Annotated in this window: 10 protein-coding genes; 8 read left to right on the forward strand and 2 right to left on the reverse strand. The window is 71.6% G+C overall.

The window, feature by feature from the left end:
• Positions 1-237 precede the first annotated feature (237 nt).
• The 8 genes from ACZ7C5_RS33000 (at position 238) to ACZ7C5_RS33035 (ending at position 9,956) form a co-directional block, all read left to right on the forward strand.
• Complete coding sequence (locus ACZ7C5_RS33000) at positions 238-1,161, forward strand: TetR family transcriptional regulator (RefSeq protein ID WP_401091204.1); 924 nt, start codon at positions 238-240, stop codon at positions 1,159-1,161.
• A 369-nt stretch (positions 1,162-1,530) separates the two neighbouring features.
• The gene (gene ccrA / locus ACZ7C5_RS33005; protein WP_401091202.1) at positions 1,531-2,868 is read left to right on the forward strand and encodes a crotonyl-CoA carboxylase/reductase; all 1,338 of its coding nucleotides are present in this window, start codon (positions 1,531-1,533) and stop codon (positions 2,866-2,868) included.
• A 10-nt stretch (positions 2,869-2,878) separates the two neighbouring features.
• Positions 2,879-4,927 carry a protein meaA gene (locus tag ACZ7C5_RS33010; RefSeq protein WP_188297305.1) on the forward strand — a complete coding sequence of 683 codons (2,049 nt, stop codon included), beginning with the start codon at positions 2,879-2,881 and terminating at the stop codon, positions 4,925-4,927.
• Positions 4,928-4,969: 42 nt separating this feature from the next.
• Positions 4,970-5,983 (forward strand): HpcH/HpaI aldolase/citrate lyase family protein, encoded by a 1,014-nt coding sequence (locus ACZ7C5_RS33015; protein WP_470324089.1) that lies wholly within the window; start codon positions 4,970-4,972, stop codon positions 5,981-5,983.
• A gap of 11 nt (positions 5,984-5,994) precedes the next feature.
• Complete coding sequence (locus ACZ7C5_RS33020; protein ID WP_401091198.1) at positions 5,995-6,498, forward strand: MaoC family dehydratase; 504 nt, start codon at positions 5,995-5,997, stop codon at positions 6,496-6,498.
• 209 nt (positions 6,499-6,707) lie between these two features.
• On the forward strand, positions 6,708-7,910 hold the full coding sequence (locus ACZ7C5_RS33025; protein ID WP_401091196.1) for an acyl-CoA dehydrogenase family protein: 1,203 nt from the start codon (positions 6,708-6,710) through the stop codon (positions 7,908-7,910).
• A 488-nt stretch (positions 7,911-8,398) separates the two neighbouring features.
• Complete coding sequence (locus tag ACZ7C5_RS33030; protein ID WP_049655656.1) at positions 8,399-9,091, forward strand: phosphatidylserine decarboxylase; 693 nt, start codon at positions 8,399-8,401, stop codon at positions 9,089-9,091.
• Positions 9,078-9,956 carry a CDP-alcohol phosphatidyltransferase family protein gene (locus ACZ7C5_RS33035; protein WP_401091193.1) on the forward strand — a complete coding sequence of 293 codons (879 nt, stop codon included), beginning with the start codon at positions 9,078-9,080 and terminating at the stop codon, positions 9,954-9,956. The genes ACZ7C5_RS33030 and ACZ7C5_RS33035 overlap by 14 nt, the downstream gene beginning before the upstream one ends.
• 177 nt (positions 9,957-10,133) lie before the next feature.
• Here ACZ7C5_RS33035 and ACZ7C5_RS33040 read toward each other — a convergent pair whose 3' ends face one another.
• Together ACZ7C5_RS33040 and ACZ7C5_RS33045 are read right to left on the reverse strand one after the other, a co-directional pair.
• Complete coding sequence (locus tag ACZ7C5_RS33040; RefSeq protein WP_188297309.1) at positions 10,134-11,459, reverse strand: hypothetical protein; 1,326 nt, start codon at positions 11,457-11,459, stop codon at positions 10,134-10,136.
• A gap of 653 nt (positions 11,460-12,112) precedes the next feature.
• Positions 12,113-13,219 carry an alpha/beta hydrolase family protein gene (locus ACZ7C5_RS33045; RefSeq protein ID WP_401091191.1) on the reverse strand — a complete coding sequence of 369 codons (1,107 nt, stop codon included), beginning with the start codon at positions 13,217-13,219 and terminating at the stop codon, positions 12,113-12,115.
• Between the last annotated feature and the right edge of the window lie 138 nt (positions 13,220-13,357).

Here is a 13,357-nt window from a genome sequence, read left to right on the forward strand (position 1 = left end):
CAGCCGGCCGGACCGCACTCCCCCGGGCCGCAGCCACGCGCGGGCGCGGCGCCGGGGAACAGCGCCCCGCCGTACGGCTCCGCGCCCTCAGCGCCCTCAGTGCCCTCCACGCGTCCCGGTTGGAGCCCGGGGACGGTGTCCTCCCGCTGGCCCCGCCCGGCGGTGGCCGGCCCGGTCACACCGGTCCGGCGGGGAAGGGCCGCGGCCGCGCCGTCCGGGCCGTGTAGCGTTCCGGACATGGATCGGGTTCAGTCAACCTCCCCGCAGCACCCCGCCGGGCCGCACCGCGGCGCCGACCGGACCGCCTCCTCGACCGGGGGCACCGGGCCTGACGGCGGGCCGGGCAGCCGCCGGGCGGCGGCGCAGCGCCAGCAGATGCGTCAGGACCTGGCCACGGCCGCGATGGAGCTGTTCGCCTCGCAGGGCTACGAGGAGACCACGGTCGACCAGATCGCGGCCGCCGCCGGGGTGGCCCGGCGCACCTTCTTCCGGTACTTCCGGTCCAAGGAGGAGGCGATCTTCCCGGACCACGACGACACCCTGGTACGGGTGGCCGACCTGCTGGCCAGCGCCGAGCCGGAGGAGCACCCGCTGGACGTGGTCTGCCGGGGCATCAAGGAGGTGCTGCGGATGTACGCCTCCACCCCGGGGGTGTCGGTCGCGCGGTACCAGCTGATCCGTCAGGTCCCGGCGCTGCGCGAACGGGAGATCGCCGTGGTGGCCCGCTACGAGCGGTTGTTCACCCGCTACCTGCTGGGGCGCTTCGACACCGGCGAGTCCATCCCGTCCGGCTGGCAGCGCGGCGGCGAGGACGACTCGATGCTGGCCGAGGTCTCCGCGGCGGCGGTGGTCGCGGCGCACAACCACGTGCTGCGGCGCTGGCTGCGGGCGGGCGGCCGGGGCGACGTGGAGGAGCAGCTGGACCACTCCTTCGAGGTGATCCGGCGAACCTTCTGGGCCTCCAGCGCACCGGGTGCCAGACGCCGGGGATCGGTGGTGGCACCGGGTGCCAGTGGGACCCCCGGGGACACCGGCGCCGAGAGCGCACTGAGTGCCAGTCCCGGAGGTGAGGTGCTCATCACAGTCGCCAGGACGGACGCTCCACTGGACGTCGTGGTGGACAGCATCCGGGCCGCACTGAGTGGCGCCCGACAGCTGTAAGCGCAGCATTCACGCAGGTCAGAGCGATATCGAGGGCCCGCGCCGAACGGTCGGCGCGGGCCTTCCCCATGCCCGCGCGACGCGCGTCACGCAGCCTCCGAAGCCGTCGGAATTCCTGGCACCCGGTGTCTTTACGAGTGGCACAGGGTGCCACTACCTTGTTACCCACCAGTCGCGGCGCCGCGGCTCCCCACCTCGGCGCGCCGCGGTCCGGCGTTCCCACACCCCGGGAACAGTGCCAGAACGGCCCGGTCCACCCCCGGGCGCCAGCCTGACCCGCCCACCACCCACTTCAGCGAAGCCGGTGTCCGCTCCCGGCTCCCCCAGACGCCCTGTGCCCCTCACACAGGTACGCCTTCGGAGGCAGCCATGCAGGAAATCCTCGACGCGATCCTCAGCCCCGACACCACGTCGGCGGACTTCGCGGCGATCAAGCTCCCCGAGTCCTACCGGGCCGTGACGCTCCACAAGGACGAGGAGCAGATGTTCGCGGGCCTCGCCAGCCGCGACAAGGACCCGCGCAAGTCCCTTCACCTCGACGACGTCGCCCTGCCCGAGCTGGGCCCGGGCGAGGCCCTGGTCGCCGTCATGGCCAGCGCGGTGAACTACAACACCGTCTGGAGCTCGATCTTCGAACCGGTCTCCACCTTCGGCTTCCTGGAGCGCTACGGCCGGCTGTCGCCGCTCACCGAGCGCCACGACCTGCCGTACCACGTGGTCGGCTCCGACCTCGCCGGCGTGGTGCTGCGCACCGGCGCCGGGGTCAACGCCTGGAAGCCGGGCGACGAGGTCGTCGCGCACTGCCTGTCGGTCGAGCTGGAGTCCCCGGACGGCCACGACGACACGATGATGGACCCGGAGCAGCGCATCTGGGGCTTCGAGACCAACTTCGGCGGTCTGGCCCAGCTGGCCCTGGTGAAGACCAACCAGCTGCTGCCCAAGCCCGGTCACCTCACCTGGGAGGAGGCCGCCTCCCCCGGCCTGGTCAACTCCACCGCCTACCGCCAGCTGGTGTCGCGCAACGGCGCCGGCATGAAGCAGGGCGACAACGTGCTGATCTGGGGCGCCAGCGGCGGCCTCGGCTCGTACGCCACCCAGTACGCGCTGGCCGGCGGCGCCACCCCGATCTGCGTGGTCTCCAGCGACCAGAAGGCCGAGATCTGCCGCGCCATGGGCGCCGAGGCGATCATCGACCGCTCGGCCGAGGGCTACCGGTTCTGGAAGGACGAGCACACCCAGGATCCGCGCGAGTGGAAGCGCCTGGGTACGAGGATCCGCGAGTTCACCGGTGGCGAGGACGTGGACATCGTCTTCGAGCACCCGGGCCGGGAGACCTTCGGCGCCTCGGTGTACGTCACCCGCAAGGGCGGCACCATCGTCACCTGCGCCTCCACCTCCGGCTTCATGCACCAGTACGACAACCGGTACCTGTGGATGTCGCTCAAGCGGATCGTCGGCTCGCACTTCGCCAACTACCGCGAGGCCTTCGAGGCCAACCGCCTGATCGCCAAGGGCAGGATCCACCCGACCCTGTCCAAGGTCTACTCCATGGAGGAGACCGGACAGGCCGCCCTGGACGTGCACCACAACAAGCACCAGGGCAAGGTCGGTGTGCTCTGCCTGGCCCCCGAAGAGGGCCTCGGCGTACGCGACGCGGAGTTCCGCGCCCGGCACGTCGACGCCATCAACCGCTTCCGCAACGTGTGAGACGGGTCCGATGACTGAGCCCCAGAAGCGTGACCGTCCCTGGCTGATGCGCACCTACGCCGGCCACTCCACCGCGAGCGACTCCAACGCGCTCTACCGGCGGAACCTGGCGAAGGGCCAGACCGGTCTGTCCGTCGCGTTCGACCTGCCGACCCAGACCGGCTACGACTCCGACCACGTGCTCGCCCGCGGCGAGGTCGGCCGGGTCGGCGTCCCGGTCGGGCACGTCGGCGACATGCGCACCCTGTTCGACGGCATCCCGCTCGAACGGACCAACACCTCCATGACGATCAACGCCACCGCGATGTGGCTGCTGGCGCTCTACCAGGTGGTCGCCGAGGAACAGGGCGCCGACGTCGCCAAGCTCACCGGCACCACCCAGAACGACATCGTCAAGGAGTACCTGTCGCGCGGGACGCACGTCTTCCCGCCCGGCCCGTCGGTGCGGCTGATCACCGACATGATCGCCTACACGGTCGGCAGCATCCCCAAGTGGAACCCGATCAACATCTGCAGCTACCACCTCCAGGAGGCCGGGGCCACGCCCGTCCAGGAGATCGCCTACGCGATGTGCACCGCCATCTCGGTGCTCGACGCCGTGCGCGACTCCGGCCAGGTGCCGGCCGAGCGGATGGGCGAGGTGGTCGCCCGGATCTCCTTCTTCGTGAACGCCGGTGTGCGCTTCGTCGAGGAGATGTGCAAGATGCGCGCCTTCGCCCGGCTGTGGGAGAAGGTCACCCTGGAGCGGTACGGCGTCACCGACCCCAAGCAGCGCCGCTTCCGCTACGGCGTCCAGGTGAACTCGCTCGGCCTGACCGAGGCCCAGCCGGAGAACAACGTCCAGCGGATCGTCCTGGAGATGCTGGCCGTCACCCTCTCCAAGGACGCCCGGGCGCGGGCCGTCCAGCTGCCCGCCTGGAACGAGGCGCTCGGCCTGCCGCGGCCCTGGGACCAGCAGTGGTCGCTGCGCATCCAGCAGGTACTGGCGTACGAGTCGGACCTGCTGGAGTACGGCGACCTCTTCAACGGCTCCGAGGTCGTCGAGACCAAGACCGCCGAGCTGCTGGCCGGTGCCGAGGCGGAGATCGCCAAGGTGCTGGAGATGGGGGCCAAGGCCGGCAACCGCGGCATCATCCCGGCCGTCGAGTCCGGCTACCTGAAGTCCAACCTGGTCGCCTCGCACGCCGCCCGCCGGGCCCGGATCGAGTCCGGCGAGGACAAGATCATCGGGGTGAACTGCTTCGACACCACCGAGCCGAGCCCGCTCACCGCCGACCTCGACACCGCGATCATGGTGGTGGACCCGGCCTCCGAGCAGTCCGTGCTCGCCGCCCTGGAGGCCTGGCGCGCCGGGCGCGACGAGACCGCCGTCCAGGCGTCGCTGGCCGAACTCAAGGCCGTCGCCGCCACCGAGGCCAACCTGATGCCGGCCACGCTCGCCTGCGCCCGGGCCGGCGTCACCACCGGAGAGTGGGCCTTCGCCCTGCGCGAGGTCTTCGGCGAGTACCGCGCCCCCACCGGCGTGGGCGGCGCCCCCGTCGCCGTGGCCGCCGAGCCCGGCGGCGAACTGGAGCAGGTCCGGGCCGCCGTCGCCGCGACCGCCGAGGAGCTGGGCGCGGGCAGACTGCGCCTGCTGGTCGGCAAGCCCGGCCTGGACGGGCACTCCAACGGCGCCGAGCAGATCGCCGTCCGGGCCCGCGACGCCGGGTTCGAGGTGGTCTACCAGGGCATCCGGCTGACCCCGGAACAGATCGTCTCCGCCGCCGTCGCGGAGGACGTGCACTGCGTGGGCCTGTCCATCCTCTCCGGCGCGCACAGCGAGCTGGTGCCCGACGTCCTGAAGCGGCTGCGCCGCGCCGGGGTGGAGGATGTCCCGGTGATCGTTGGTGGCATCATCCCGGCAGCGGACGGCGAGGCCCTCAGGGCCGCCGGCGTCGCCGCCGTGTTCACCCCGAAGGACTTCGGCATCACCACCATCATCGGCCGGATCGTGGACGAGATCCGGCTGGCCAACAAACTCCAGCCGTGGACGCCCGCACCGACCGCGGCCACGAACTGACCAGCTGACCAGCTGACCACTGGGAAGGAACCCTCGATTCTTATGACTGCTCCCCACCCGTCGCCCGCCACCACCCTTCCTCCGAGCGGCTCCGCCGCCGGCTTCGACCGTCTGCGCCCGCGCCGCTCGTGTCTCGCCGTGCCGGGCAGCAACCCGCGCTTCCTGGAGAAGGCCCAGGGCCTGCCCGCCGACCAGGTCTTCCTCGACCTGGAGGACGCCTGCGCCCCGCTGGTCAAGGAGAGCGCCCGCCACAACATCGTCGACGCGCTCAACAACGGCGACTGGGGCGGCAAGACCCGCGTCGTGCGGGTCAACGACTGGACCACGCACTGGACCTACCGGGACGTGATCACCGTGGTCGAGGGCGCCGGCCCCAACCTCGACTGCATCATGCTGCCCAAGGTCCAGGACGCCGGGCAGGTCAAGGCGCTCGACCTGCTGCTCACCCAGATCGAGAAGACCATGGGCTTCCAGGTCGGCCGGATCGGCATCGAGGCTCAGATCGAGAACGCCAAGGGCCTGATCAACGTCGACGCCATCGCCGAGGCCTCGCCCCGGCTGGAGACCATCATCTTCGGCCCCGCCGACTTCATGGCCTCCATCAACATGAAGTCGCTGGTCGTCGGCGAGCAGCCGCCGGGCTACGGCGCCGACGCCTACCACTACATCCTGATGCGCATCCTGATGGCCGCCCGCGCCAACGACCTCCAGGCGATCGACGGGCCGTACCTCCAGATCCGCAACCAGGAGGGCTACCGCGAGGTCGCCCGCCGCTCGGCCGCCCTCGGCTTCGACGGCAAGTGGGTGCTCCACCCGGACCAGGTCGCCGCCGCGAACGAGATCTACTCGCCCTCGCAGGAGGACTACGACCACGCCGAGCTGATCCTCGACGCGTACGACTACTGCACCTCCGAGGCGGGCGGCGCCAAGGGCTCCGCGATGCTCGGCGACGAGATGATCGACGAGGCCAGCCGCAAGATGGCACTGGTCGTCTCCGGCAAGGGCCGGGCCGCGGGCATGCAGCGCACCACCAAGTTCGAGATCCCGGAAAGCTGAGGGCCCGAGGCATGCAGTTCGGACGCACCTACGAGGAGTTCGAGGTCGGCGCGGTCTACAAGCACTGGCCCGGCAAGACCGTCACCGAGTACGACGACCACCTCTTCTGCCTGCTCACCATGAACCACCACCCGCTCCACATGGACACCAACTACGCGGAGAAGACGACGGACTTCGGCAGGAACGTCGTGGTGGGCAACTACGTCTACTCGCTGCTGCTGGGCATGTCCGTCCCTGACGTCTCCGGCAAGGCGATCGCCAACCTGGAGATCGAGTCGCTGCGCCACGTCGCGCCGACCTTCCACGGCGACACCGTCTACGGCGAGACCACCGTGCTCGACAAGTGGCCGTCCAAGTCCAAGGACGACCGCGGCATCGTGTACGTCGAGACCAAGGGGTACAAGCAGGACGGCACGGTCGTCTGCATCTTCCGCCGCAAGGTGATGGTGCCGACCGAGACGTACACCAAGGAGCGCGGCGGCGAGCAGCCCGGCCGTCCGACCCCGCTCTCCTGATCCTCTCCCCTTTATAAGGGGGACCCTCCGTCCGTGGAGGATCCCCCTTGCCGAGAGACCCCGGACGGGCAGGCCGCCGTCATCGGCCGCGCCCCACCCGGTACCGGGGGCCCTGCTGCCGCAGCCACGCCGGCAGGGCCCCCGCAATCCCCCCCCCCGGGGGATTCCCCGACCTTCCGCAGACCCTCAGACCATTTCGGAGCCGCACGATGGGACGCCTCGCACAGACCGAAGGCCTCACCGAGATCCAGCGGGACATCCTCGCCACCGTGCGGGATTTCGTCGACAAGGAGATCATTCCGGTCGCGACCGAGCTGGAACACAAGGACGAGTACCCGACCGCCATCGTCGAGGGCATGAAGCAGCTCGGCCTCTTCGGTCTCACCATCCCCGAGGAGTACGGCGGCCTCGGCGAATCGCTGCTCACCTACGCCCTGGTGGTCGAGGAGATCGCCCGCGGCTGGATGTCGGTCTCCGGCATCGTGAACACCCACTTCATCGTGGCGCACATGATCAACGCCCACGGCACCCAGGAGCAGAAGGACCACTTCCTGCCGAAGATGGCGGCCGGCGAGATCCGCGGCGCCTTCTCGATGTCCGAGCCGGGCCTCGGGTCCGATGTTTCGGCCATCTCCACCAAGGGCGTCAAGGACGGGGAGTTCTACGTCCTCAACGGCCAGAAGATGTGGCTCACCAACGGCGGCACCTCCACCCTGGTAGCGGTCCTCTGCAAGACCGACGAGGGCGGCGACACCCCGTACAGGAACATGACCACCTTCCTGATCGAGAAGGAGTCCGGTTTCGGCCCGAACCCCGGGGTTCCCGGCCTGACCGTGCCCGGCAAGATCGAGAAGATGGGCTACAAGGGCGTCGACACCACCGAGCTGATCCTCCAGGACGTCCGGATCCCGGCCGACCGCGTCCTCGGCGGCGTCCCCGGCCGCGGCTTCTACCAGATGATGGACGGCGTCGAGGTCGGCCGCGTCAACGTGGCCGCCCGAGGCTGCGGCGTCGCCCGCCGCGCCTTCGAGCTCGGCATCTCCTACGCCCAGCAGCGCTCCACCTTCGGCAAGAAGATCGCCGAGCACCAGGCGATCCAGTTCAAGCTCGCCGAGATGGCCACCAAGGTCGAGGCCGCCCACCAGATGATGGTCATGGCCGCCCGCAAGAAGGACGGCGGCGAGCGCAACGACCTCGAGGCCGGCATGGCCAAGTACCTCGCCTCCGAGTACTGCAAGGAGGTCGTCGAGGACGCCTTCCGCATCCACGGCGGCTACGGCTTCTCCAAGGAGTACGAGATCGAGCGCCTCTACCGCGAGGCCCCGATGCTGCTCATCGGTGAAGGTACTGCGGAGATCCAGAAGATGATCGTCGGACGCCGGCTCCTGGAGGAGTACCGGATCGCCGAGTGACCCCCCGGCCGCCCGTTCGACGGACCACGTCGCCGGGCGGCCCCTCGAACCGCCGGTCGACGGGCGTGCGGGCCCGTCCCGGCGGAGCGCCGTGCCCCGTCACGGGCCCGGCCTGGTCCGCCAGGGTCCGGCACGGCCCTCCGGAAGCGGCCCCAGGGCGTACAGCTGCATCGACGCGCCCTGCGGCCGCTTCGGCACACCTGCTCGCGGCCGCTACGGCCGTTACGCCCACCGGGTTCCGTTCGCCCACCCGTTGAGACAAGAGTCACCAGGCGTGTCCGGGCCCTTGGGAACCGGACCGGGCCGAGCTACGGTCGTGGGAGTGGACGCGCACACGCGCCGCCACCGGACACCTGAACGAGCAGGCGGGTTGCCCACCCACCGTGTGCTCCCGATAGCATCCACCGGGACAGCAAGCCGTCCCTCTATTACCGATTCCGCGGTGGCCCCCGTCCAGCGGCCATGATCCCCCGCGACAAAGGTCTTCGATGCCCATCAGCCCGTCCCCTCACACCTCCGTCACGGACCGCGATGCCCTCGCAGCCCCGACGGCCGGTCGGCGACCCCGCGTGACCATCGCGCGCGGAGCCACCCCCTGGTTCGTCCCCACCCTCGCCACGGCCGCCGTGACCACCGCCCTCACCAGGCGCAGCGGCAAGTGGGCCCTGGCTGCGGTACCCGCCTGCGCACTCGGCGCCGGCATGCTGTGGTTCTTCCGCGACCCCGAGCGTGAGATCGGCACGGGCAGAGTGATCTCCCCCGCCGACGGCGTGGTGCAGAGCATCGATGCCTGGCCGGACGGCCGCACCCGGGTCGCGATCTTCATGAGTCCGCTGAACGTCCACGTCAACCGCGCGCCCCTGCCGGGCACGGTGACGTCGGTCGAGCACGTCGCGGGCGGCTTCGTCCCCGCGTTCAACAAGGACAGCGACCAGAACGAGCGGGTCGTCTGGCACTTCGACACCGAGCTCGGCGACATCGAGATGGTCCAGATCGCGGGGGCCGTGGCCCGCCGCATCGTGCCGTACGTCGACGCCGGTACCAAGGTCGAGCAGGGCGACCGGATCGGTCTGATCCGGTTCGGGTCCCGGGTCGACACCTACCTGCCGGCCGGCGTCGAGGTCGGCGTCGAGGTCGGCCAGAAGACCACAGCCGGGGTGACGCGCCTTGACCGTGACTGATCCTGAGACAATCGTCGGCCTGGACGACGAGGAGACGGCCCTGCGCCGCCGCCGCTGGGCGCGCGACCGCGAGCTGCGCGCTCCGCGCTCTCCCCAGCACCTGTCCACCGCCGACTTCCTGACCCTGGGGAACGCCGTCTGCGGCTTCCTGGCGATCTACTCGATCACCACCGGGGTCCTGGTCCCGCACATCACCAACCCGGACGCCGCTCCGGACCGGCACAGCGCCGCCACCGCGGTCACACTGCTGCTGATCGGCTCGATGTGCGACCTCTTCGACGGCCTGGTGGCGCGCAAGCTGCGTTCCTCGGCCCTCGGGGCGGAACTGGACAACCTGGCGGACCTGATCAGCTTCGGCATCGCGCCGGCCTACTTCGTCGCGGTCTGGGGCATGGTCTCCCAGGGTTCCAACAGCAAGCTGTCGGCGCTCATCGCCATCACCGTGCTGCTCGCCGTGGTGCTGCGGCTGGCCCGCTTCTCGGCCGTGAAGATGCGGCCCGGGGTGTTCCAGGGCATGCCCTGCCCGATGGGCGCGATGACGGTGATCGCCATCGTGCTGCTCGACCCGCCGTTCCTGCCCGGTCTGCTCGCCATCTTCGGCGCGGCGTACCTGATGGTCAGCCGGATCGAGTACCCGAAGCCGCAGGGGCTGCTGGCCACCGCCACGCTCTGCTGGATCGTGGTCTCCATCGGCTGCCTGGCCGCGTGGGCCACCGGCCTGCCCGGCGGCGACAGGCTGATGCACGTCGGTGCGTTCGCCCAGATCACCCTCGCCGCGATGGCGCCGCTGCTGGTCATCCGCCGCAAGGTGGGGCAGAAGGTCGGCGACGTCCGCGCCCGGCGGGCGGAGTCGCGGGTCGGCTGATCCCCGCAATTGTCATAAGAGTCAGGGCCCGGAACCTGTTGGTTCCGGGCCCTTCCTCGTGTGTCACAACAGCCGGGACAGCCGGGGCGTCGTCGGTACGGGCTCAGACACCGTCGGTACGGACGCCGGGGCGGCCGTCGCTGCGGACCCCGGACTCCTCCGCAATTGTCATAAAACTCAGGCGCCACCGGTGTGCACGCTGAACGCCGAGCGCCGCGCCGCCCGGGCCACGACCGGGTCCGGGTGCACGCCCGAGACCGCCGTCAGCACCGAGGCCGCCCGCGGGTGCCCGGACTGCCGGGCCCTGGCGAAGAGCCGGACCGGGTCGCCGGCCGAGGCGCCCTCGACGTGGCCCACCAGCAGCTCCGTCTCACCGTGGTCGAGCACCGCGGCCGCGGTGTCCACCCAGAGCCAGGCCGCGTCCTCCGCACCCAGCACGTCCGCCGGGGAGACGCCCTCGTCCGCGCGCTCCGCCAGCCAGAGCAGCGCGTAGGGGCGCAGCACCGGCTCGTCCACCGACGCGCGCACCGCCTGCTCGGCCGGACCCCCGGCCACCCGCAGCGCCTCGAAGGCGAGCCCGCGCACCAGCGCGTCGTCGCCCTGAGCGGCGTCCAGCAGCTCGCCCACCGCCCGGTCCGCCGGACGCGCCGCGACCCAGGCACGGAACTCGGCGCGGGCCGGGCCCGGCGAGTAGTCCGCACAGGCGTTCAGCAGCTCGAAGGCGCTCTGCTCGATGTGCCCGGCCGCGGTCTGCGCGACCGTGCAGATCTCCTCCAGCTTCGCCCGCACCGCCCAGTGGCCGAGCGGCGACAGCTCTGCGGCATCGTTCCTGCGCACCAGGGCGCCGACCGCCGCCAGGCCGTCCAGCATCCAGTCCAGGACGGCGGCCACGTCGGAGGGCGCGGGCGGGGTGTCGATCTGCGGCGCCCGGCAGGTGCCGCGGACGGCGGAGACGGCGGAGGCGGCGTGCGGCACGGGCGACAGGCCCGGACCGCCGAGACCGGCGCCGACCCGTCGCTCGTCCAGTCCGCGGCGCAGCAGCTCCAGCAGCTCGCTCTCGGCGACCGGGCCGTCCACCAGGTGCAGGAAGGAGAGCAGCTGCGGGGCCTGGTCCACGGCCTGCCCGGCCAGTACGGCGAACACGCCGCGCAGCGCGGCGGGCGGCACCGGGGCGAGCAGGGTCCAGGCGTCGAACAGCGCCGACCAGCCTCGCACCACGGCCTCGTCGTCGTGCTCCCAGGCGTGCAGGCGCCAGCCGGGGCCGGCTCCGCCGTCCCGGGCCTCCACCAGGCCGACCAGCAGCGCCTGTCCCCAGGCCTTGGCGGCGGCGCCGACGGTCATGGCCAGCGCCCGGCCCGCCGTCCGGGCGTCGTCCGGGAGCAGTTCGCCGCGCTTGTCGACCTCGGACAGCTCGCCGGCCCAGCGGGCGATCCGGACGGCGTCGACCAGCATCCGGCGGGCCAGCGGCGCCAGCTCGGAGGGTGCCGGGAAGCCCTCCGGCACGGGAACCCGGCCCCGACCGGGAGCCGGAGCGGGCCCTCGTCGCCGGGGTACTCCGTTACGGGGGACACCCGCCCCGCCCTGCCTGCCACCGGCGGGCCGTTGGGCCGTTCCGGGGAGACGGGTCACCGTCGCACCGGTACCGATCGTCGGCGGGAGCGGGGCATCACGGTCGCGCGGGTTCCGAGACGTCACGTCGAGCAGTCTTCCCCTTGTACCGGCCTTCTGTCACATCCGGTTGTCCGTACGACCGGGCGACCGCCTGTGCCACCTCCGCAAGATCGGGCAACCACGGCAAACTGCCTGGCCGGAAACGTGTGACACGGCCATGCCACCCAAGGCGCCTCCGTTGCCGGGAATGTCCGACCGGTCACACTGTGTAGCGACAGGGGTTGAGAGGAGGGGCAAGTTTTTGCCCCGGCCGAGGGGGTGGATTTCCTGGGGGAATCCCGTTCCGCCAACGCCCGGCGGGGCTGTCCAGCCCCAATCCGGACGGATGGCGCACGGACCGGCGGGGTCATAGTGCACGAGAAGTCGGCCGGTTCGACTTCTCGTGCCGCCCGGCGAAATAGAGAAACGTTCATTCGTGAACAGGTGAAGCTCTCGGGAAAAGCGCCGGAGCCCGGCGGGCCTCTCCCCCACGGGCACGTCCCGCCCTAGAGAAGCGGTGTGAGCCAGCGGCGGAGAAGCTCCGTGTAGTGATCGGGGGAGGCGTTCCAGAGGGTGGCGTGGCCGGCGCCGGGGAACGCCCGGAGGCTGACCACGTCGGGGTGGGCGGCGGCCAGCTTCTCGGCGGTGCGGAAGGGGGCGATCGGATCTGCCGGACTGTGCAGGAGGAGGGTCGGGACGCGCAGGTCGGTGCCCTCGGCGATCCGGCTGAAGTCGGCGAGGTCGACGCCGGTGCGACCCTCCGCGGCGAGGGCGCCGAGTTCGGCGGCGACGCCCCGGAAGCCGGCCCGGGCGGCGTCCCGGCGGGCGGAGGCCGGCAGGTCGAGCACGGGCGAGTCGAGGATCAGCCCGCGGATGGCGTACGACCAGGCCGAGCGGGCCGCCGTCTGGAGGACCATGGTGGCGCCGAGGGACCAGCCGTAGAGGATCACCTTGCCCGCACCGTTGTCGAGTGCCAGCCGTACCGCCGACTCGATGTCGCGCCACTCGGTCTCGCCGAAGTGGCTGAGCCCGTCCGGGGAGGCGGGGGCACCCTCGTCACCGCGGTAGGTGACGGCGAGGACGGGCAGCCTGAGCCGGTCGAGGACGGGGAGCACCGGGAGGGTCTGTCCGCGGTCGGACTCCGGGCCGTGCACCAGGATCACCCAGGTGCCGCGCCGGCCGTCGAGTCGCCAGGCGGGCAGGGCGCCGAGTTCGCCGTCCGCCGTGGTGTCGGTGAAGGCGAGGCCGAGCGCCTCGGTGGGGTCGCCGAGGTGGACGCGGGGAGTGAAGCGAACCTCGGTGCCGGGGGTGAGGGTGCCCAGGTCGGCGCGGACCAGCCGGCGGGTGACGCTCTGCTCGTCGCGGTGCAGGACCTCCTCGACGACCGCGTGCCCGCCGTCCGCCCACTCGACCGCCCAGCGGCCGGGGCGCAGGCTCTCGGGACCGCGGGAGAAGGTGATCCGTCCGGGAGCGAGACCGCGGACCACGACCGGCCCGGACTCCTGGACGGCGGTCGCCGGACGGACCATCCGCTCGGAGGCCCGGCGGCCGACCACCAGCACGGCGGCCCCGACCGCGGCGGCCGCCACGACGGCGGCGGTTCCCCAACGCATTTCGCTCCCCGCTCTGTTGCTCACGCACCGGACGGTGCTCGGGCACCAGTTCACCGGCGCCCCGCCCGCCCGGCCACCGGACTGGGCCATCCGGGTCATGCGGGCGATGCCCCGGCGGTGCTGAGGAGGTGCCAGAAG

It is taken from the genome of Kitasatospora sp. NPDC036993, from assembly GCF_055607525.1.